This window comes from Bacillus licheniformis DSM 13 = ATCC 14580, assembly GCF_000011645.1.
Lineage (GTDB): Bacteria > Bacillota > Bacilli > Bacillales > Bacillaceae > Bacillus > Bacillus licheniformis.
This window is the reverse complement of sequence record NC_006270.3, coordinates 3213174-3234286: the sequence shown is the minus strand read 5'-3', so window position 1 is coordinate 3234286 and position 21113 is coordinate 3213174. Positions and strand designations below refer to the sequence as shown.

The 21113-nt window shown below is 45.7% G+C and carries 18 protein-coding genes; 15 read left to right on the top strand and 3 right to left on the bottom strand.

From position 1 onward, the window contains the following. Window positions 1-88 precede the first annotated feature (88 nt). From TRNA_RS38170 to TRNA_RS38130, 9 genes are all read left to right on the top strand, one after another. The gene (locus TRNA_RS38170; protein ID WP_009329518.1) at window positions 89-1498 is read left to right on the top strand and encodes an alanine/glycine:cation symporter family protein; all 1410 of its coding nucleotides are present in this window, start codon (window positions 89-91) and stop codon (window positions 1496-1498) included. Between the two features lie 332 nt (window positions 1499-1830). Continuing rightward, on the top strand, window positions 1831-2127 hold the full coding sequence (locus TRNA_RS38165; protein ID WP_003184900.1) for a WXG100 family type VII secretion target: 297 nt from the start codon (window positions 1831-1833) through the stop codon (window positions 2125-2127). An 80-nt stretch (window positions 2128-2207) separates the two neighbouring features. Continuing rightward, window positions 2208-2447 carry an EsaB/YukD family protein gene (locus tag TRNA_RS38160; protein ID WP_011198257.1) on the top strand — a complete coding sequence of 80 codons (240 nt, stop codon included), beginning with the start codon at window positions 2208-2210 and terminating at the stop codon, window positions 2445-2447. 14 nt (window positions 2448-2461) lie between these two features. Continuing rightward, window positions 2462-3778 carry a type VII secretion protein EssB gene (essB, locus tag TRNA_RS38155; protein WP_011198256.1) on the top strand — a complete coding sequence of 439 codons (1317 nt, stop codon included), beginning with the start codon at window positions 2462-2464 and terminating at the stop codon, window positions 3776-3778. A gap of 36 nt (window positions 3779-3814) precedes the next feature. Then, window positions 3815-8299 (top strand): type VII secretion protein EssC, encoded by a 4485-nt coding sequence (gene essC, locus TRNA_RS38150; RefSeq protein WP_009329516.1) that lies wholly within the window; start codon window positions 3815-3817, stop codon window positions 8297-8299. Next, a complete protein-coding gene (gene esaA, locus TRNA_RS38145) occupies window positions 8296-11325 on the top strand; it encodes a type VII secretion protein EsaA (protein WP_011198255.1) in 3030 nt (1009 codons plus the stop codon). The genes essC and esaA overlap by 4 nt, the downstream gene beginning before the upstream one ends. Next, window positions 11315-11803 carry a type VII secretion protein EssA gene (essA, locus tag TRNA_RS38140; protein ID WP_009329514.1) on the top strand — a complete coding sequence of 163 codons (489 nt, stop codon included), beginning with the start codon at window positions 11315-11317 and terminating at the stop codon, window positions 11801-11803. Before esaA ends, essA begins: the two co-directional genes overlap by 11 nt. Before the next feature lie 146 nt (window positions 11804-11949). Continuing rightward, the gene (locus tag TRNA_RS38135; RefSeq protein ID WP_003184888.1) at window positions 11950-12681 is read left to right on the top strand and encodes a (S)-benzoin forming benzil reductase; all 732 of its coding nucleotides are present in this window, start codon (window positions 11950-11952) and stop codon (window positions 12679-12681) included. A gap of 135 nt (window positions 12682-12816) precedes the next feature. Then, complete coding sequence (locus tag TRNA_RS38130; RefSeq protein ID WP_011198253.1) at window positions 12817-13347, top strand: HD domain-containing protein; 531 nt, start codon at window positions 12817-12819, stop codon at window positions 13345-13347. Here TRNA_RS38130 and TRNA_RS38125 read toward each other — a convergent pair. The 3 genes from TRNA_RS38125 to TRNA_RS38115 all read right to left on the bottom strand — a co-directional run bounded on the left by TRNA_RS38125 (window position 13344) and on the right by TRNA_RS38115 (window position 16455). Beyond that, on the bottom strand, window positions 13344-14807 hold the full coding sequence (locus tag TRNA_RS38125; protein WP_003184884.1) for an esterase/lipase family protein: 1464 nt from the start codon (window positions 14805-14807) through the stop codon (window positions 13344-13346). The genes TRNA_RS38130 and TRNA_RS38125 overlap by 4 nt on opposite strands. 146 nt (window positions 14808-14953) lie before the next feature. Beyond that, the gene (locus tag TRNA_RS38120) at window positions 14954-15850 is read right to left on the bottom strand and encodes a prolyl oligopeptidase family serine peptidase (RefSeq protein ID WP_003184882.1); all 897 of its coding nucleotides are present in this window, start codon (window positions 15848-15850) and stop codon (window positions 14954-14956) included. Window positions 15851-16020: 170 nt separating this feature from the next. Further along, the gene (locus TRNA_RS38115) at window positions 16021-16455 is read right to left on the bottom strand and encodes an Rrf2 family transcriptional regulator (protein ID WP_003184879.1); all 435 of its coding nucleotides are present in this window, start codon (window positions 16453-16455) and stop codon (window positions 16021-16023) included. Between the two features lie 188 nt (window positions 16456-16643). On the opposite strand from TRNA_RS38115, the gene TRNA_RS38110 reads away from it, so the two are divergent. The 6 genes from TRNA_RS38110 to TRNA_RS38085 all read left to right on the top strand — a co-directional run bounded on the left by TRNA_RS38110 (window position 16644) and on the right by TRNA_RS38085 (window position 21072). Further along, complete coding sequence (locus tag TRNA_RS38110) at window positions 16644-17753, top strand: AI-2E family transporter (protein ID WP_003184877.1); 1110 nt, start codon at window positions 16644-16646, stop codon at window positions 17751-17753. A gap of 56 nt (window positions 17754-17809) precedes the next feature. Beyond that, window positions 17810-18031 carry a spore germination protein gene (locus TRNA_RS38105; protein ID WP_003184874.1) on the top strand — a complete coding sequence of 74 codons (222 nt, stop codon included), beginning with the start codon at window positions 17810-17812 and terminating at the stop codon, window positions 18029-18031. 73 nt (window positions 18032-18104) lie between these two features. Beyond that, window positions 18105-18353 carry a YueH family protein gene (locus TRNA_RS38100; RefSeq protein WP_003184872.1) on the top strand — a complete coding sequence of 83 codons (249 nt, stop codon included), beginning with the start codon at window positions 18105-18107 and terminating at the stop codon, window positions 18351-18353. Window positions 18354-18447: 94 nt separating this feature from the next. Next, the gene (locus TRNA_RS38095) at window positions 18448-18849 is read left to right on the top strand and encodes a YueI family protein (protein WP_003184870.1); all 402 of its coding nucleotides are present in this window, start codon (window positions 18448-18450) and stop codon (window positions 18847-18849) included. 184 nt (window positions 18850-19033) lie between these two features. Further along, window positions 19034-19585, top strand: a complete 552-nt coding sequence (locus tag TRNA_RS38090; protein ID WP_003184868.1) for a cysteine hydrolase family protein — start codon at window positions 19034-19036, stop codon at window positions 19583-19585. A gap of 17 nt (window positions 19586-19602) precedes the next feature. Continuing rightward, the gene (locus TRNA_RS38085) at window positions 19603-21072 is read left to right on the top strand and encodes a nicotinate phosphoribosyltransferase (RefSeq protein WP_003184866.1); all 1470 of its coding nucleotides are present in this window, start codon (window positions 19603-19605) and stop codon (window positions 21070-21072) included. Window positions 21073-21113 lie beyond the last annotated feature (41 nt).

Sequence of the window (21113 nt, the reverse complement as noted above, 5' to 3'; positions counted from 1 at the left end):
AAAAGTCGCTGGTGATTTATTATTTTTCATAAACACGGCGATGTATTAAACCAAATTTAATTATTCTGAAATAAGAGGAGTAGGAACATTGGCGATTCTAGAGAAAATCAACGGCTTTTTATGGGGAGTCCCGGGCATCGTTATGCTTGCGGGAACCGGTTTATTTCTGACGTTCATCCTGCGGGGGCTTCAATTTAAAAGATTGATATATGCATTCAAACTTGCATTCGGGAAAGAAAAAGAATCAGCCGGAGCAGACGGTGATGTCAGCAATTTCAAGGCGCTGATGACAACGCTTGCCGGAACGATCGGAAATGGAAATATTGCCGGTGTAGCCACGGCGATTACGGTTGGAGGTCCGGGGGCTTTGTTTTGGATGTGGCTCGTCGGTCTTTTAGGGATGGCTACAAAATACAGCGAAGCATTGCTCGCCACGAAATACCGCGTCAAAAATGAGCGGGGCGAATATTCGGGCGGGCCGATGTACTATGTCGAAAAAGGGCTCGGGAAGAAGTGGAAGCCGCTTGCCGTTTTATTTGCATTGTCAGGTGTGCTTGCCTCTTTTGGAATCGGGGATTCCGTCCAGTCCAACACGATTTCGGAAGTCGTTACACAGAGCTTCGGGATTCCCGGCTGGATCATCGGCCTTGTGCTCGCGGTATTGACGGCTGCGATCATCTTCGGCGGTTTTCAGCGTGTCAGCACGGTTGCGAGCATTTTTGTGCCGGTCATGGCGATACTTTATATCGGCGGATCACTGATCATTATTTTCCTTCATTATGATCAAATCATTCCGGCGTTCCAGCTGATTTTTTATCACGCCTTCAACCCGGTGTCAGCCGCGGGGGGCTTTACTGGCGTGGTCGTCTCTGAGGCGATCAGAAACGGAATGTCGAAAGGAATCTTTTCAAATGAAGCTGGTCTTGGTACCGCTGCTTTAATCGCAGGAAACGCGAAATCCGATCACCCCGTCAAGGCCGCTTTGGTTGCGATGACGGGAACTTTCATCGTTACATTGATCGTTTGTACGATGACGGGGCTTGTCCTCATTATCACGGGATTCTGGGATCCTTCAGGCGGTCTGCTTTCTGGTGTTGCCCACGATGCATCGCTTGATGCCGGCGCGCTGACAAACGCCGCGTTTGCTTCTTCGCTGGGAGCCGCGGGCAAATACATCGTCACGTTTTCGGTGATTTTCTTTGGCTACTCAACCATTGTCGGTTGGTATGTATATGGAGAAAAATGTCTGGAATATTTAGTTGGTTTAAAATGGGTGCCGCTTTATCGTGTCGTTTATGTCATTGCTGCATATTACGGTGCAGTCGCAAGCCTGAATACTGTATGGGCTTTTGCCGACGCGGCAAACGCATTAATGATGATCCCGAACTTGATCGCCCTTGTGCTCTTATGGAAAGTCATTCGGGCGGAAACTGACGATTTCTTTTTGCACCACTATAATAAGGAAAAACAAAAGTCAGCCGGCTTGAAAGCGGGCTGATCAAGACAAGCCTGCCTCTAAGAGAGGCGGGCTTTTTTGCGCATAGGCAATCCTTCCTTTATCCTATGGAAACGCTTTAGTCTCAGATAGTCACATTGAACCATGCCTTTTGATGCGAATGTTCCGAAAGAAGAAAATTGAGATATTTTTACTAGATTTCTATAATTTTTGCTGGGTGGAAATAGAGGAATGATAAACCTTTAGACTCATTTTGTAAAATAACAACAGATTTGTTTGACTGTGCCTCAATCTTGTTTTTATAATAAAAGCGTTCAAAAAAATAAGTTATTTAGCCCATATCTAGGGCGAATAGCGCAGGAGGTATAAGGAATATGTCAGGAATCATTCGTGTTACGCCGGCTGAACTGCGGCAAATGGCTGACAGATATCAAAAAGAAAGCGGAGATGTGACTGAGCAGGTCAATCAGCGTCTTGATCAAATGATCAACCAGCTTCAAGATATGTGGGAAGGTGAATCAAGCCGTGCGTTCTCAGAGCAATACCAAGAGCTAAGACCTTCTTTTATTAAAATGGCTGAACTTCTAAGCGACGTTTCTAAACAGCTTCATCAGACTGCTAACACTCTTGAAAGCACTGACCAAGACATCGCTAGCCAAATCCGCGGCTAATTTACAGATTAGAAGAATGAGAGAAGCGCCTAATTCAAAAGAAGATGACGGCGCTTTTTCTATTGAGAGGTGATGAACTGGTGTATGTTGACATTACCATCGATTTAAAACATTACGACGGCAGCGTCTTTGACCTCAGACTGTCGGATTACCATTCTGTTAAAAAGGTAGTCGACATTGCGTGGCAAGCCAAAAGCATACCGGTGCCTCCCCGGGAAGGCTACTGGGTAAGGGTGACAAATAAAGATGCCGTTTTTTCAGGCGAATATACATTATCGCAATGCGGAATTACGACAGGTGACCGTCTGGAAATATTATGAAAGGATCTGGATGAATGGCAGAGAAAAAGAAAACGTATCTCGAAGACCAATTAGAGGCCGTCATGACGAAAGAAGACGGTACATATATCTTTCGTTTTCAAAGAGAGAAGATCAATCTTGTGAACGGCTTGGAAGCAAACGTCATTAAAGAAGTCGATCCTTCCTTTAATAAAGAAGCCGTCATGACCGATGATGAAGTCCAAATTATGATTCAGCCTCCTTCCGAATATAAAGAATTTCGTTATATAAAAGGGAAAAATAAAAAAAGCAAGTGGCTATTCGCGTACCAGCTCGTGAAAGCCGTTGAAGAACATTCAATTAAAAGGCTGCACCTGATCGCTGCGCCTGAAAACATTGTTTTTGACAAAGGGTTGACGCCTAAATTTTTACATTATGGAGTGAAAGAAAGCATTCCGCCATATGAACACGACGAAGAAAGACTTTTCAATGAAGTGAAAGCCGCCGCGGCGCTTGCTGTCGACGGGCAATTTTCTTTTGAAGAGTATTTAAAATACAGCGAAACCATCAAATTTTCAGATCAGGTAAAAGACATCATCACAAGCGGGACATACGGCGATTTGAAAGCCGTCATTCAAAAGAGGATCGATGAACTGGATGCCAAAGAAAAAATGCTTGTCCATCTTCCGAAGAAGAAATGGAAGATTCAAAGGTACATAGGGTTAGGACTAATTTTATGCTTAATACCGGCTGTTTTATTTTCCTTCTATTCATTATTCTTCGCGCAGCCGAAACAGCAGGCGTTTATCGAAAGCAACCGCTACTTCTTAAATAAACAGTACAGCAAAGTCATCAGTACGCTTGATAAATATGATGCCGATGAGATGCCTGATTCTGTTCAGTATCAGCTGGCTTATTCGTATATCATCGTTGACAATGTACTGAAGGAAGCCGATTTACAGGAAGATGCCATGAAGAGCCTGACGCTTCAAGTCGATCCGAATAATTTCCTTTACTGGATTCAGATCGGACGCGGCGCCAATAAAGAAGCGCTTGAGACGGCCCGTAAGCTGGAAAACAATGCACAGATCATGTTGGCACTTATGAAATACACAGATGACATTAAAGCCGATGATAAATTGTCCAGTGATGAGCGGCAGAAACAGCTGGATCCGCTCGAAAAAGAACTTGAAGAATTGAAGCGGACAGCGGATGAACAGAAAGCCAAAACTGAAGAAAACCAGCAGGCAAACACCGAGCAAAACCAGGCGGACGTAGAGGCCGCAAAGGCTGAAACGGAGAAGGCCGAGAAGGAACAGGCGAAAAAAGAAAATAAAGAAAAGGAAGACAAAAAGAAAAAAGATGACAAATAAAAGCGAAAACACCTGTTGTTGGCAGGAGGCGGAGAAATGAGTCTGTTATGGATTTTTTATCATAAAAACTATCAAAAAATAAAACTGGATGATCAGAACAGCCGCACGCTCACCATCGGGCCGGATTTGAAACATTCTGTCACGATTAAGCATTTTTCATTTGAAAAAGGCCCGGTGACACTGGAAAAGCAGAAGGACTCAGACGCTTTGAACGTGCAGCTGGGAGGGGAGACGGTCTCTTCTTTAAAGCTTGGCGGAAAGGCGTCCGTCCAAAGCGGCGCTGAACAGCTGACGCTCTTTTTAGCCGAAGAAGCCGACAGCGTTCCTGCCTACTATTTGGGAGAGAGACAGGAAATCGTCATTTCTTCCCTCGATCAAGAAGCGGATGTTTATTTCAATGAAACGGATTCATTCTTTGGAGAAAAAGGTACGTTCTCTTTCATCCGCCTCGACGGGCAATGGAATGTCCTGCCGAATGACGCGAAAATTTATTTGAACGGAGAAGAAGTGTCCGCCCCTGTCTCCGTGCAAAATGGAGACGAAATCGCATTTGGACTGAATATTCTTCGCATCGTTGAAGACGACCTCTTGGAAATCGAGGGATTCGGGAAGTTTGATACGTCTTTGGAGAACATTCTTAAGCCGAGCTCCGAGACAAAAAATAAATATCCGCAATACCGCAGGCCGCCGAGAATGATTTACGACCTGCCGGATGAAAAAGTATCCTTCAGCTTCCCGGCACAGGAAAGCGACGGAGACAACAGAGGCCTATGGCTGATGATTCTGCCTCCGCTCGTCATGCTGATCGTCATGGGGATCGTGGCGCTCATTCAGCCGCGGGGGATCTTTATCATCGTTTCCCTTGCGATGTTTATGATGACGCTGATTACGTCAACCGTGCAGTACTTCCGCGACAAAAATCAGCGTAAAAAAAGAGAAGAAAAAAGAGAGCGGGTCTATACCCTTTACCTTGAAAACAAAAAGAAAGAGCTGCATGAACTTGCAGAAAGACAAAAGTTCGTACTTGATTTCCATTTTCCTACATTTGAGAGAATGAAATATTTAACAAAGGAGATCAGCGGACGAATTTGGGAAAAATCGATTGAAAGCGCCGATTTTCTGCAAATCCGCCTTGGAACGGGAAATGTTGCATCTTCGTACCAAATCAATTTGAACGGCGGAGATTTGGCCAACCGCGATACAGACCATCTCCTTGAACAAACGCAAAAAATGGAAGAGGTCTACAGAGAGCTGAAAAATGCGCCGATCACTGTGAATCTTGCCGAAGGCCCGATGGGCGTCGTCGGAAAATTGTCCGTCGTCAAAAATGAAATTCATCAGCTTGTCGGCCAGCTCGCATTTTTCCACAGCTATCATGACTTGCGCTTTGTCTTTATTTTTGACGAAGCCGAGTATCAAGAATGGGAATGGATGAAGTGGCTCCCGCATTTTCAGATGCCTCATATTTATGCGAAAGGGTTTATTTACAACGAACAGACGAGAGATCAGCTCCTTTCAAGCATATATGAGATTTTGAGAGAACGGGATTTAGATGAAAACAAAAAGAAGACTTTGTTTAAGCCGCACTTTGTGTTTATCATCACAAATCAGCAGCTCATCGCAGAACACGTCATTTTAGAATATTTGGAAGGCAAGCAGAAACACCTCGGAGTGTCGACAATCGTGGCGGCAGAGACAAAAGAAAGCCTGTCCGAAAACATTCATACCCTTGTTCGTTATATTACTGAACAGGAAGGCGACATTCTGATCAAGCAAAAGAAAGCCGTCCAGATCCCGTTTCAGCTGGATCACCACAACAGGGAAGACAACGAACAGTTTTCCCGGACGCTGAGAACGCTTGACCACCAGACGGGCATGACGAATTCGATTCCTGATACCGTATCGTTTCTCGAACTGTTCCAAGTGAAGGAAGTCGATGACATCGGCATCGAACAAAAATGGATGACAAGCGAATCGGCCAAATCTTTGGCCGTGCCGATCGGCTATAAAGGAAAAGACGACATTGTTTATTTAAACCTTCACGAAAAGGCGCACGGCCCCCACGGGCTGCTTGCCGGAACGACCGGTTCGGGTAAAAGTGAATTTTTGCAGACTTATATTTTGTCTTTGGCAGTTCACTTTCACCCGCATGAAGTCGCATTTTTGCTAATCGACTACAAAGGGGGCGGAATGGCGCAGCCGTTCCGGAACATTCCGCATTTGCTCGGAACGATTACTAACATTGAAGGCAGCAAGAACTTCAGCAACCGGGCGCTTGCGTCCATTAAGAGCGAGCTGAAGAAAAGGCAGCGGCTCTTTGATCAGTACAAAGTGAACCATATCAACGACTATACAAAGCTTTACAAACAGAAAAAAGCGAAAACGGCGATGCCGCACCTTTTCTTAATTTCAGACGAATTTGCCGAGCTGAAAAGCGAAGAACCGGAATTTATCCGCGAGCTTGTCAGTGCGGCAAGGATCGGGCGAAGCCTCGGGGTGCACTTAATCTTGGCGACGCAAAAACCGGGCGGCATCATCGATGACCAGATTTGGAGCAACTCCAGATTCAAGGTCGCCTTGAAGGTGCAGGATGCGAATGACAGTAAAGAGATCCTCAAAAACGGGGATGCGGCTACCATCACGGTAACGGGCCGCGGCTATTTGCAAGTCGGCAACAACGAGGTGTATGAACTGTTCCAGTCTGCATGGAGCGGAGCCCCTTACATGGAGGACGGCTACGGCACAGAGGATGAAGTGGCGATCGTCACAGATACCGGATTAATTCCTTTATCAGATGTTGATGCTGATCGCGCTGCGAAAAAAGAGGCTGTGACGGAAATTTCGGCAGTCGTCGAACAAATTGAACGGATTCAAGCGGAGATGGGAATCGAGAAGCTCCCGAGCCCTTGGCTGCCGCCGCTTGAAGAACGCATACCGAAAACGCGCTATCCGTCGGAGGAAGCCGATGCCTTTAACTTTGCCTATATCGATGAACCTGAAAAGCAAAGCCAGGAGCCGATCAGCTACCGCATGATGGAAGACGGCAATATCGGCATCGTCGGCTCGTCAGGCTACGGAAAATCCCTGACAGCCACGACGTTCATGATGAGCTTTGCCGAACAGTATACGCCGGAAGAATTGCATTACTACATTTTCGACTTTGGCAACGGAACGCTGCTTCCGCTTGCAAGGCTTCCGCACACCGCGGATTATTTCCTGATGGACCAAACGAGAAAAATCGAGAAATTTATGGTCCGGATCAAGGCGGAAATCGAGCACAGGAAAAATCTCTTCCGTGCAAAAGAAATCAGCCATATCAAGATGTACAATGCGCTGAATGAGGAAAAGCTGCCGTTTATTTTCATAACGGTCGACAACTTTGACATCATTAAAGACGAAATGCATGAACTCGAAAGCGAATTTATCCAGTTTTCACGAGACGGCCAGTCGCTTGGAATTTATTTAATCCTGACCGCGACAAGGGTCAATGCAATCAGACAGTCGCTCTTGAACAACCTGAAAACGAGGGTTGTCCACTATCTGATGGATCAGTCTGAAGCATATTCGATTATCGGAAGGCCGGAATTCAGCCTTGAACCGATCCCTGGACGCGTTATTATCAATAAAGAAAACCAATACTTCGCACAAATGTTTATGCCTGTGGAAGCGGACAACGATATCGAGCTGTTTGAAGGGATCAAAGCCGACATTCAGGCGATCGCAGAACGCTCGGAAGGCATGAGAAAGCCGGCGCCTGTGCCGATGCTGCCGCTCGAGCTTTCCGTCACACAGTTTGTGAGAGATTATCCGCTTCAGCCTGAAAGAGGCCTTATTCCAATGGGACTCGATGAAGAAACTGTCGAACCCGTATACTTTAATCTTGAGAAAAATAAGCACTGCCTCATTATGGGTCAGACGCAGCGCGGAAAAACAAACGTCATCAAGATCATGCTCGAGCACCTGCTTGACCATGACACGAAAAAAATCGCCGTGTTTGATTCGATAGACAGAGGGCTTTCTCAATATGCGACAGAGGATCAAATCAGCTATCTAGAAACAAAAGACGACATTCTGCTCTGGCTCGCTGAGACGGAAGAAATTTGCCGGACAAGGGAAGCGATGTATTTGGAAGCCGTTAAACAAGGAGAAATCGCCAACCTTGATTTCTCACCGATGGTCTTTATTGTCGACGGAATTTCACGGTTCCAGCAGACGATCGACGCATCGATTCAGGACAAAATGGCGATGTTCATGAAATCTTACGCCCATTTAGGTTTCCACTTTATACCTGCCGGAAATCACAGCGAGTTCACAAAAGGCTATGATTCGCTGACAAGCGAAGTCAAGCAGGTCAGACACGCGATGCTATTGATGAAAAAATCCGAGCAGAACTTGATTCAGCTCCCATATGAACGCCAGGAGCCGGAAATTCTGCCGGGCTTTGGCTATATCGTTGAAAACGGCAAAGAGAGGAAAATTCAAATTCCTTTATGTGCTGTAGAAAGGAAGAAAGCGAAATGACGGAACAACAAAAAAGCACGCTGAAAATTATCAGCGCCATCGTCACGATCATCTTGCTGCCCGTCCTGTTTTTTCATTTCATCGGTGAGAACCCGACGAAAAAGGTATCGAACGCGACAAGGGAAATCGCCGTTGTCAATGAGGATACCGGCGTTTTGAAAGATGACGGAACCGTTGATCAAGATGCGCTGCTGGGAAACGAAATCTCGGCTTCCCTGGTTGACCGTCCGGATTATAAATGGACGGTCGTCAACCGGAGCGCAGCAGAAAGCGGACTTGCGGAGAAGCAATACGATGCGATTGTCTACATTCCGTCGGACTTTTCGCAAAACATTTTAAGCTACAACCATGAGCGTCCGCAAAAAGCGGAGCTGGAATTCAAAATTCAGGACCAGCTCGACGCCGTCAACAAGGAAAAAGTCCAGCGCGAGCTTCAGGACGCGCAAAAAACGGTGAGCAAGAAAATGTCTTCCCTGTACTGGCGCTTTGTCAAACAGGGAGTCAAAAAGGTCAGAAAAGAGTTTGACAGCATCGTAAACAAAGAGTCGGAGTTCCAAAACGCGATGTACAATTTTTACAAGCCGAGCTCCAACAATTTAGCTGGCGAAGTAGAAAGACAAAAAGAGATGATCGACAGACTGAAAGAATCGATCAATGAAACAGAAGGCACATCAAAAGAACGCAACGCAAGCGTCGAAGAATCCAAAAAACAATTGGACAGCTTCGTCGACAACGTCAATCAATACAAACAATATCAAGAGAAGCAGTCGGAGCTGCTGATGGCTGCACAAGCGGACAGCGAAGGCCAGATTCAAGACGGACTTACGGTGATTAAGGAAAAGCAGTCCAGCGCAACAAGCCGTTTCAATGAACAAATGAGCGGCATGGCCGCTTCGTTCAACGGCTTGCAAAATCAATTCAGCCTGACTGCGAACTCTTTTCAAAACCTGCAAACGATGCGGGAAAATCAGGTGCCTTTACAGGCGATTGGGATTGAAAGTATTCAGAAACAGTTGATCGATGATTATCAGGATCAAACGAAACTAGAGAGACTCAGAGGGCTTCAACCTGATTTAATTTCAATGCGGTCAGAACTGGCTAAAGGCTCAGAAGATGATTCAAATGATAACCCAGGTAATGAAGATAAAGAAGATCAGGATAAAGGTGATGAAGAAGAACCAAAAGATCTAAAAATTGATCTTCAAGAACAGCAAGATGAATTGAAGAGCATTGCGGCTGATCTTAAAGAATTATCGGACGGGCTAAAGGATTCCTCAGGGAATGAAGGCGACAATTCAGGAGATAAAGAACCATCTGCCGGAGACCCGAATCAAGGACAAGAACCTTCCCCTGGAACCGGGGAAAACGGTCAGCAAGGCGACGCGGCAACTCCTTCAGATGAGATAAATGATCAAGGGACGGGTGAAGATGATCAACAGCTGAAACCTGGAAACGAACAACCGGAAGATGAGAATGCTAAGTTAAAAGAACAATTGAACGAAGCCGCAGCAAGGCTTGAAAAATTGGAAGAAGATCTTCGTGCTAAACAGGACACTCATAACGAAGAGCTGGAAAAACAGATTGAAAACTTAAATAAGAAAATTAGTAGTCTGAAAGAAAACATTAAGGATTTAAAGCATGAAATCAAAGATTTGAAGGTGGATATTGAGAATCTCAATAAAAATTTTGATGTAATCTATGATAGTATTAAAAAAATTGAAAATGGCATATTAGAGTATCTTCCGAAAGATAGTGATCGAAGAGAAACGTTAAGCAAGGCTTTTGAGTCAACGATTCGTACGAGAGATGTAGACCAGTTACTTAAATACTATAAGTTACTTTCAAACTATGAAACAACGCTATACGGATCAGTAGATTATACAATTAAGAACAATGTCATCTCCGCGAAAAAAGACAGCGTGAATACCGTCCTTAAAATCGGTGAAACCGAAGCGGAAAAATGGAGCAATTTAAAAAACAACATGCTGTCTACAAATGAAGATATTGAAAATTATACAAAAGACATGACCGATTTCGTCAAAAGCTACGGCGATTTCATTAATGAGAAGCAGACTGACGTGCTGAATGAGCTCAGCACGATTTCAGACAGAGCAAATGCCGTATCTGAACAGCTGCGCAATCCGGAAGGCGCCGGAACAGCAGTCATGCAGGGAGATGCGACAGATGGAACGATGGTCATCAGCATGCAGGATACGCTTGGAAATGACATTTTGCAGCTGTCCAACATGCTCGGTTCCTTGTCGGAAACGCAATCAGGCGTCATCGAGTACACGAGCAATATTCAGGAAAGTGTAAACGATGTTCAGAAAAAAGCGGATACCCTGAATTCAAACTGGGGTCAAAATGTCGCGACGACAAAGCTTATCCGCGGAGACGTATACGGCATTCTCGGAAATGCGTTCGGAGGAAACGACGGATATGTATACGATCATCTGGCAAGTCCGGTGAAAATCAGCGGGGATGTTCCAGAGTCAAAAGCGCAAAACGTACCGCCGGTCGTCATTCTCGTGATTGTGATGCTTTCCAGCTTGCTGATCGGATATTTCAGCCACCATTATCAAAATGCTCCGCTCTTAGTCAGGGGCGCGCTGTTCGGCATTTTGAATATCATTGTCGGACTGATGATCAGCCTGTTCGGTTTGAACATTTACTCACTCGCAGACGATCAGGCCGTCATGTGGTCGGTCTTTACGATCTTGCTGCTTGTCGCAAGTTCAGCCATTATCCGGACGGCGTTTATGCTGGGATCGATCGCAGGCGGAATCGCGACAGCCGCCATGGTGCTGTTCTATGTAGCGCCGCTGCTTGACCTGGCGATGCCGAACTTCAGCTTTAACAATCCGGTATCAACCGTATATATGTCGATTCAGTACGGAACTGGAAGCCAGTTTGCACTCGGAATCGGAGCATTAATTTTAATCACGATCATCGCAATTGCTGTTCCTTTTATTGTCGATTTTGCAAAATCAAGAACAGAAGAAAGCGAGACTGACCATGATGCGTAATGCGAAATGGGGAAAGAAGGGGATCATGGCAGTCATGCTCTCCTTCTTTCTTTTCACTCCGATCGCGAAGGCGGAGGAAACCGATAAAGTCGATGTAAAGCCAAACGAGTACGAAAAGCAGGATATTAAAATCGAGACGGACTACCTTCAGGAAGAAGAGGCGGAATACAAAGAGGAAATATCAATTCCAGAAGAACTGAAGGAATTCTCATTTACAGATTCGAAAAAAGAAGATGCTATCGAAAAGCTGAAAAGCCTGTCCGGAAGCTTCACGAATGAAAGCAATTCCGTGGCTTCAAAGCTAAAGCAGCTTGACCTGTCATTCTCGGCAAATCCGTCCTTATCGGGAAGGGAAGATGACTCTGCGGAAAACCGGCAATCCATCTTCCTGCCCATTCTATACGGTCTGCTGATCCTTCTTTGCATCGCCGGTCTGTTCTTTTTGATTCCGAAAGTCAGCGGGCAGCAGAAAAAATAAGAGCGCTCAGCAATGAAAAGTCCGAGGTTCTGTAAGGTGCTGTCGGTGCGGCTGTCTTTTGGTTGGCTGTTCTTAGCGCAGAAAACCGCAGCACTTGAGAAGCGGGCTGATGAATCAGTACAATAATGGATAAGGAGGGACGCCGTATGCATTTATCCATTGTTACCGGAGCGTCAAAAGGGCTTGGCGCCGCGATGGCCGAAGGGCTTTTGCAAAAAGGCCATATTGTTCATGCTGTTTCAAGGACCAAGTCTGATATCAGTCATGACAGGCTGATCCAGCATGAGGCCGATCTGGCGCAGCTCGCCGAAACAGAAAAGTGGTTTCGGCAATTCTCAGATTCTGTCCAAGCCCATGATTTTGCTTCGATCACCTTGATCAATAATGCGGGAATGGTGACGCCGATCAAGCGCGCCGGCGAAGCTGAACCGGAAGAACTGAGGCTGCATTATGACTTGAATTTGTTAGCGCCGGTGATGCTCAGCCAGCTGTTTACCAAATGGCTCAAGCCATATAAAGGCAAAAAATCGATTGTCAATATATCATCAGGCGCGGCCAAAAACCCTTATAAAGGATGGAGTGCCTACTGCAGCTCAAAAGCGGGGCTCGATATGTTCACGAAAACATTCGGCTTTGAACAGGAAGATGAGTCTGATCCGGTGAAGATGATTTCTTTCTCCCCCGGGATCATGGATACCGGCATGCAAGAGGTTATCCGTTCATCATCGAAAAAAGATTTTCATGAAATTGAACGATTCAAAACCTATCAAACAGAAGGAAAGCTGAGAAGCACCTCTTATGTGGCCGGCATTCTGCTCGACCTGCTTGAGACCGACTTTGAAAACGGCAGAGTGTATGATATTAAAGAGTTTTTGTAAAAAATAAAAAAACAAGCACATCGAATCGATTGTGCTTGTTTTTTATTTATCAATTTTGAATATGATGTGCCAGATCAATTGAGATTTGCATGAAAATATGTTAGGATTCTAAAAATATATAAAGGAGGGGTTTACATGAGAAACGTAACTTTAATGGATGTATTCACCCATCCAATCGCACAAAAATATTTAACTCGTTCCGGTGTAGCTCATGCTGTAGCCTGCGCCTATCACTCATACCGCCTGGCGGTGCGAGCTGGAGTAGATCCCGATATCGCGACAAAAGCGGCATTGCTGCACGATATCGGCCATTATGAATGGTACACCGACGGAGAATGGGATTATGAAAAATACAAGCAAAACGACATTCACGCAATAAAGGGAGCCGAGCGCGCCCACAAGCTTCTCATCCGCCTCGGCGAAGATCGGAAAGCGGCCAAAGAGATTGCTTTGGCGATTCTGCTTCATACGGATTCCTATTTGCCAGAAGGGGACCTTGATAAAAACAAGCTGCAGCAAATCGTCAAAAAAGCGGATGAGCTGGACGAAGAGCCGGGCGGAAACCACCATTACCGCAAAATCGATCATAAGCTGGCGCTTGAAAAAATCCGGAAGCTTGACCGCATGGTCGATGAATCCTTATCTCCCATGAAAAGAACGGTTTAATCGGACAAAGGGCTGTTTTCAAACTTTTCCCCTTTGTCATTTACATAAATAGAGCGGATGATCGTCCTGTTAAACGGCGAGTTGTCTGCCGTTTTTCCTGAAAGGTCTATCGTCACCGAGTACATGCCGGCTTTTTTGAATGACAGGCTGTTTTGCAGCGCATTGATAGAAGCAGGTTTCAGCGACTTTTTCTCGGCTTGTTTTCCGTTTTCGTAGCGGATCGAGCGGACGGACGCCTTAACATTCGCAAGGTTTGACGATTCTCTGGTGACTGCGTTTTTGATTTGCTGGTTTAGAGGAGAATCGAAAGTCACAATGAACAAAAACGCCTCTTTTTGTTTGACGGATGATGCGATCTTCCAAGTGCCTGCCGCGGGATTTTTGATGGCAGCGGAATGGACGAACCCCCCTTCAAAAACATCCGCCGTCTTTGCGATTGAAAAATCTTTGAACGGCTTGCCGCGTGGATCTGTCAATTTGATATTTCCCGAGGAATGATTGCTCAGCCAGTGAACGGTTATCTCCTTGACGCCTTTTTCAACGGCAAACTCCTCTTCTCTCAATCCATGATTTTCCCCCCCTCTGATGAAAGGGTACGATAAGTTTTCTTTGGTGGCCGCAGTTTCATTTGCATTTGCCTGAATCGTCAGTAAAGGCATGAATACAGGAAACGTGAGGTTTCCTTTAATAATTGAGAAGTGATCCCACTTCCCTGTATCCAGGTTTGTGGCGTAAGGGAGTCTCGCATTTTTTTCAGTGACGGCTCCGTCATTTTCGCCAAACATGTTTAAATAGACGCCCCCGAAAAATAAAGCGCTGCCGAACCCGCCGATTTTATTGCCTGCCAGGGTAAAATATTTGGTTTTCAATCGATTGGGATGATTGTCGGTCTGGTCGCGGAACGATTTCATAAACCCTGTCTGGAGTGAATAAACGGCGTCATTTTTCTGGCCTAAAATATCGGCTAGCCATCCTGCCCAGTTGCTGTAGGCAAGGTCTGCCAGCTGTGAGCCGTGATGGGGGGTTCCGAGTGTAATCACCCGCTCGACATAATGGTATGCGTTGTGATGAATAAGAGCCGACTGACTGTCAATTCCGCCTTTGCTGTAGGAAACGAGAATCACCTTGCGGCCGAAATACTGGTAGATTTCGCGCAGTTTGGCGGCCAGCATCGCTCCGTTGTCCTGCATGTCTTTATCGGGGTGGAGATCGATAAAAGCCGCGTCATACCCGTTTTTCCAGGCCTGTTCCGCCATGTCGTTTTCGTCAAACCAAGCGCTTGAAGAGCCGTTTAATCCATGGACGAATACAATCGGCGGTTTTGCGGGATCGGGATGTTCTACAGGGTCTCCCGCGAACCAGTAGCCCGGATTGCCGCCTCCTCCTTTAAATCCTCCCGCTTTCGATACATGCGGATACACGAGCAGCAAAACAAGCATGAGCAGCACCAGTTTTTTCATCGTTGTTCACCTCATGGTTTATTTGTAAGCGTTTTCATCTTATTTTCTGAAGGTGAACTTTATACCGATATACTGAAAAAAATTTAGAAAATATTCATAAAAGAGAGGAATATACACTGATAGGCCGGATATCCGGCCTTCAATGTTCAGGCTTTTCCAGGCTTTAAATGTTTGCGGAAGAACGATTTGACGATGTCCAGGGTATGAGCCTGGGTAAAACCGTTATGTCCGGCCCCGTTTATTTTATACATAAGGGCATCATGGCCTTCTTTTATTAAGGCTTCAAACAATTGGACGCTTTGTTGATAAGGGACGACATCGTCCTGATCCCCGTGCATAATCAGAATGGGAGGCGCTTCCCTGTGAACATAGCTTATCGGACTCGCTTGTTTCGCCTGTACTCTGTTTTCTTGAACAGCTCCGCCGATCAGCTTGGATTCCGGTGAATTGGGTGAATCATGATCGAAGATGGACGGATACTTGCTCATGGACAGAAGGTCGACCGGACCGAACCAGTCCGCAACCGCATCGACTTTGCTCGATACATGACGGTATTCGTCCGGGCCTTCAAATTCTTCAATTCCTTCGGTCAATCCAAGCAAAAGAGCCAAATGGCCGCCTGAAGAATCCCCCCAGACTCCGACTCTATCAGGATCGATGTTATAGCGGGCGGCATTTGCTTTTAAAAAGCGGACTGCTGTTTTCACATCATGAAGCTGAGCCGGAAACACCGCCTCTCCGCTGCCTCTGTATTGAACGCTTGCCACGACATATCCTTGCTCGACAAATGGAACCAGTTGGGGGATAAAGGCGGATGTATCCTGTTTTGTCCAGCCCCATCCGCACCCTTGCAAATAAATGATCAGCGGGTATGTTTCCTGATTGCCTTTCCTGTTAAATAACGCATCCATTGGATTGCGGTACACCAGCAAATGTAATGTCAAAGAAGTGTCTTCCACTTTTGTGTACTCAATATTCGGTATGAGCTGAATGTAAGAGTTGGTGTTTTGCTCCCAGTTGATTTCTTTTATATGATTCGTCATGTTAAGTCCTCCCTTAATGTGATGGAAATCCGAATTTGCCTGTGTTGATCACATGGAACCACCTCCTTTTATTCCGTTGTAATGAACAATATTACAACGAGGTGAAAAAAACACAGTGCCAGATGCTTGTTGTAAGTATAGTTATTACAACGAGTTGAAAAAATCATGCCTCACTGAGAAGCATTCTTTTTTTGGATGATCAGATCAGTCAATTCCTTTATAGACATTTCTTTGAGTATATTCTCCATGGCTGTTTGCGCTTTTAATAAAACAAGCTCAAGAACCTGGTGGATATTCGCGCCAACCCAGCAATCAGGATTGGGGTTTTCGTGAGTGTGAAACAGTTCGCCTTCACCGACAACTTCGACAGCTTTATAGACATCATACAAAGAAATGGCGCCGGCATCCCGTAATAAGTGCGCTCCGCCTGTGCCGCGCTTTACTTCAATCAAGCCCGCTTTTTTCAGCAATCTGCTGATTTGGCGGATGATGACCGGATTGGTATTGACGCTGTCTGCGATTTGCTCTGATGTCAAATGGTCGCTTCGGACGTGCATCAAGGATAACATATGTACGGCTATCGTAAATCTGCTGCTGATCTTCATCAAACCACCCTCCTGTTGTAATCATGATAATTACAACAGGAGGAGCTGTCAATCTTTTTTATTCAAAAGGCGCTGAAATATGAAACCCTGTCAAAGCTTTTTCGTATGAATGGAAGGAAAACAGTTGACAGACGTTAGTGTGAATAGTAGTTTTTAGATTAATGAAAAAAGCCGGGAGGAAACAAAGCTTGTTAAAATCAAAAACCCATTTTTGGACGCTGCAAATTTTATTGGTTCTTCTTATCATTTATGTGTCGACAAAAGTGTCTTTTCTTTTCGAACCGATCATCGTATTTGCATCGACTCTATTTACTCCGATTTTAATTGCGGGAATCTTGTATTTTATATTCAATCCGATCGTGCGGCTTCTTGAGAAAAAGCTGCCGAGAACGCTGTCCATTCTGCTGATCTATTTGGTGTTTGTGGCATTCATCGGGTTTGTATTGTCAGCAGTCGGTCCTGTATTTACAAAGCAGGTTACCGATCTGTTCAACAACATCCCCTCCTATGTGAAACAGATCCAGATTTTCATTAAGCAAATGTCGAATTCGCAGTGGTTCACTTGGATAATGAATCAGGACTTCGTATCGGTTGCCAAAATCGAAAGCTCAATCGGCGAATATTTGACGAGCCTGCCTGAAAATATTACAGGGAGCCTGACTTCTGTATTCGGCGTTGTGACCAACATTGCGCTCACGGCTGTTACCGTGCCGTTCATCCTGTTTTATATGCTGAAGGACGGCCACCGTTTCCCGAATTTGGCTGTCAAGATCCTGCCTGACAAGTATAAAAATGAAGGGCTGAAGATTTTTAAGGATTTGTACGAGACGCTGGCGGCTTACATTCAAGGACAGCTCATTGTTTGTCTGTTCGTCGGAACGGCGTGCTTCATCGGTTTTTGGATCGCCGGTGTGAAATACGCGCTGATTCTCGGGTTGATCATTGCCGTGACGAATATTATTCCATATGTCGGACCGTTTCTTGGAGCGGCGCCGGCCGTCATTATCGCATTTCTCGACTCGCCGACGAAAGCATTGATCGCGCTGATCATCGTCGTTGCCGTTCAGCAGACAGACGGGAATCTGCTGTCGCCGCTGATTATCGGCCGCCGCTTGAATACGCATCCGCTGACGATCATCCTTTTATTAATCGGCGCCGGAAGCTTCGGAGGCATTCTCGGCATGATCCTGGCCGTTCCGGCTTATGCCCTGCTCAAGGCTTTTACATTGAATATCGTCCGCCTTGTCCGTTTAAGGCAGAGGTATAAAAAAGAAACGGCGGAAAATCCTGAAGTCTGAACGTTTTGCCCATTTTCACATATGATGCTAATAAATTAAATGGCGGAGGTGTGAAAATGCCGGCAATTGTCGGACCGATTTTTATCAGGCGAGTCGTTGATGACAGCGCAGCCTTTTTTGGAGATGTGTTTGCGATTTCCCCGAAGTGCACGGATTCCTCCGGAGGAGGAGCGGGCACATTTCAAACAGGGGACTACGGATTGATTCATAACGATATCAATAAAACGACCTTCACAGATGCGGATGTGATGGACGGTTCCCAGTCATTGAACCTGTGACAGCCTCTTTTAAAGAGGCTGTTTCTTTTTTATAGTATAATGGGAAAAAAGATAGATAAGGCAGGTGACAAAGATGAAAATCAGGAAGGCAAACATCTTAAACGAAGATCAGATGATCACAGACGTTTACCTCCATGAAAATAAAAAGGAATTTCATACGCTTGTGGCTGTGCCGCAACTGGAGTGGAGCACGCTGATTTCCTATGAGGAAGAAAAAGCAGAACTCGCCGAAAAGCTTGACCGGTCATTGTCGAAAGTGGCTGAGTCGGATGCGGCCGAGGAGCTGTCCAAAAAGATCGTACAATGGGTGACCGAAATGTAGCACGGGCTCATGCCCGCTGTTTTCGTGGGCATACTGATAAAAAAATGCAGCTTAAAAAACGCTGCCAGCAGGATAAAACTGGAGGGTCTAAGACGTGAGCGACCAATCATTGGATCAATATTTACAGCAGGGAATGTACGGACCACGCGAAACGAAGCCGGATGAACGCAGACTGTTTTTAGGCTCGCTGAGGGAAAGGGTCATCATCGCATTGACTAAAGGACAAGTGCTGCGTCCGAAGGCATACCGGGAAGTCATCGATGCGCTTGGCTCAAAAGCGGATGCAACATTATTGCTTAACGGCGAAATCGGCTACTCTCATTTATCTCCTTACATCAAGGAGTCCAATAAGCAAGGCGTCCCTTTTTCGATCGTGTCCGATCAGCAATCGGACACTCCCCTTGGACTTGTTCTCGCGGCGCGTGAGGCCGTAGAGAAAGAATCGATTTATGTTCAGGACGATATCTTTGAGCAGTCGGTTTTAAACAAGAGATGAGGTGCGGGTTTTCGCACGCGCCTTCCGCAAGGCGGTCCCGAACCCGTGGTTTTTGTTTTTTTCTGAAAAAGAAAAAACCGCTGCTGGCGCGGCTTGACAGCCATATTCGATTGATTCGCCATTCACTTGTCCGTTTAGATAAGTTATAATGTTACCTATCATACAAAAGGCGGGGAGGGCGGCAATGAAAAAAGCTCTTATATGTATAGATTATACGAATGACTTTGTCGCAGCTGACGGTAAGCTGACGTGCGGGGAACCCGGCCGCAAAATCGAAGACGCCGTGGCGCGTCTCGCGGATACGTTTATTCAAAACGGCGATTATGTCGTATTTGCAGTCGATTCACACGAGGCCGGCGATACGCTTCATCCGGAAACCCGTTTGTTTCCTCCGCATAATATAAAAGGTACATCAGGACAGGATTTATACGGGAAGCTTGAAAAGCTTTATCGAAAACACGAACACGATCAGAATGTCTATTACATGGAAAAAACAAGGTACTCTGCTTTTGCCGGGACAAACCTCGAGCTGAAGCTTCGTGAAAGGGATATTCAAGAACTGCACCTTGTTGGCGTATGCACAGATATATGCGTGCTCCATACCGCAGTAGATGCTTATAATAAAGGGTTTAATCTTGTCATTCATCAAAACGCAGTGGCTAGCTTTAACCCGGACGGACACGACTGGGCTCTTTCTCATTTTGCAAACACCCTGGGAGCCTCAGTGTCAGATTGAGGAAGGAGAAATGAAGGTTGGAACACCGTTTTACAGACGACAGTCTAGCACTACACACAGACCTATATCAAATTAATATGGCGGAAACGTATTGGCGCGACGGCATTGATCAAAAGAAAGCCGTATTTGAACTGTTTTTCAGAAAGCTCCCTTTTGACAGCGGTTTTGCCGTTTTTGCCGGTCTTGAAAAAGCGATTGAATTTTTGCGGGATTTCAGATTTACTGAAAGCGATTTAGTTTATTTAAAAGAAGAGCTGGGCTTTAAAGATGACTTTCTCGGCTTTTTAAAAGATATGAGATTCACCGGTTCGCTTTATTCTATGCAGGAAGGCGAAATCGTGTTTGGCAACGAACCGATCATGAGGATCGAAGCGCCTTTGGCTGAAGCGCAGCTGATTGAGACGGCTCTGCTCAACATTGTGAATTACCAAACATTGATTGCCACAAAAGCGGCGAGAATCAAAAGTGTGATCGGAGAAGAGACGGCGCTTGAATTTGGAACAAGGCGCGCGCATGAAATGGACGCGGCGATGTGGGGAGCAAGAGCCGCGATTATCGGCGGATTCGACGCGACAAGCAATGTCCGCGCCGGCAAGCGGTTTGACATTCCGGTATCAGGCACGCACGCCCATGCGCTTGTACAGGCCTATCGCGATGAGTACACGGCATTTAAAAAATATGCGGAAACCCATAAAAAATGTGTCTTTTTGGTCGATACATATGATACGGTGCGTTCCGGCATTCCAAATGCGATCAAAGTAGCAAAGGAATTCGGCGATCAAATTGAATTTTCGGGAATCCGCCTGGACAGCGGAGACCTCGCCTATTTGTCGAAGAAAGCGAGAGCCATGCTGGATGAAGCCGGATTTACAGATACAAAAGTTGTTGCATCAAGCGATCTTGATGAGTACACGATTATGAACCTTAAAGCCCAGGGTGCAAAAATCGACGTCTGGGGCGTGGGCACAAAGCTGATTACCGCTTACGACCAGCCGGCTCTCGGCGCGGTTTACAAACTTGTTTCGATCGAAGAAGACGGAAAGATGGCAGACACGATTAAAATTTCTTCGAATCCGGAAAAAGTGACGACTCCAGGCTTGAAAAAGGTGTACAGAATCATCAATCAGCTGAACCATCATTCAGAAGGCGATTATATCGCTTTGGACTATGAAAAGGTCAATGAACAGGAGCGGCTGAAGATGTTTCACCCCGTTCATACGTTTATCAGCAAGTTTGTGACGAATTTTGATGCGAAAGATCTTCACCAGCCGATCTTTGAAAAAGGCGAGCTTGTCTATGAGAATCCGAGCATTCAGGATATTAAGCGGTATGTTCAAGAAAATCTCAGTTTGCTTTGGGAAGAGTATAAGCGGATCAGCAAGCCCGAAGAATATCCTGTCGATTTAAGCGAAGCTTGCTGGAACAACAAGATGCAGCAAATTCACGAAGCGAAAATCAAGGCGAAAAAAGGTCTGGATCAAGGTTGACTCTGTAAACGATAGTTTTTAACATAACTGGGGATTGAAAC

Excerpts from the sequence above, each read along its gene's own strand:
- TRNA_RS38165 (WP_003184900.1), top strand. The coding sequence starts at position 1,831 with ATGTCAGGAATCATTCGTGTTACGCCGGCTGAACTGCGGCAAATGGCT.
- essB (WP_011198256.1), top strand. The coding sequence starts at position 2,462 with ATGGCAGAGAAAAAGAAAACGTATCTCGAAGACCAATTAGAGGCCGTC.
- essC (WP_009329516.1), top strand. The coding sequence starts at position 3,815 with ATGAGTCTGTTATGGATTTTTTATCATAAAAACTATCAAAAAATAAAA.
- esaA (WP_011198255.1), top strand. The coding sequence starts at position 8,296 with ATGACGGAACAACAAAAAAGCACGCTGAAAATTATCAGCGCCATCGTC.
- essA (WP_009329514.1), top strand. The coding sequence starts at position 11,315 with ATGATGCGTAATGCGAAATGGGGAAAGAAGGGGATCATGGCAGTCATG.
- TRNA_RS38135 (WP_003184888.1), top strand. The coding sequence starts at position 11,950 with ATGCATTTATCCATTGTTACCGGAGCGTCAAAAGGGCTTGGCGCCGCG.
- TRNA_RS38130 (WP_011198253.1), top strand. The coding sequence starts at position 12,817 with ATGAGAAACGTAACTTTAATGGATGTATTCACCCATCCAATCGCACAA.
- TRNA_RS38125 (WP_003184884.1), bottom strand. The coding sequence starts at position 14,807 with ATGAAAAAACTGGTGCTGCTCATGCTTGTTTTGCTGCTCGTGTATCCG.
- TRNA_RS38120 (WP_003184882.1), bottom strand. The coding sequence starts at position 15,850 with ATGACGAATCATATAAAAGAAATCAACTGGGAGCAAAACACCAACTCT.
- TRNA_RS38115 (WP_003184879.1), bottom strand. The coding sequence starts at position 16,455 with ATGAAGATCAGCAGCAGATTTACGATAGCCGTACATATGTTATCCTTG.
- TRNA_RS38105 (WP_003184874.1), top strand. The coding sequence starts at position 17,810 with ATGCCGGCAATTGTCGGACCGATTTTTATCAGGCGAGTCGTTGATGAC.
- TRNA_RS38100 (WP_003184872.1), top strand. The coding sequence starts at position 18,105 with ATGAAAATCAGGAAGGCAAACATCTTAAACGAAGATCAGATGATCACA.
- TRNA_RS38090 (WP_003184868.1), top strand. The coding sequence starts at position 19,034 with ATGAAAAAAGCTCTTATATGTATAGATTATACGAATGACTTTGTCGCA.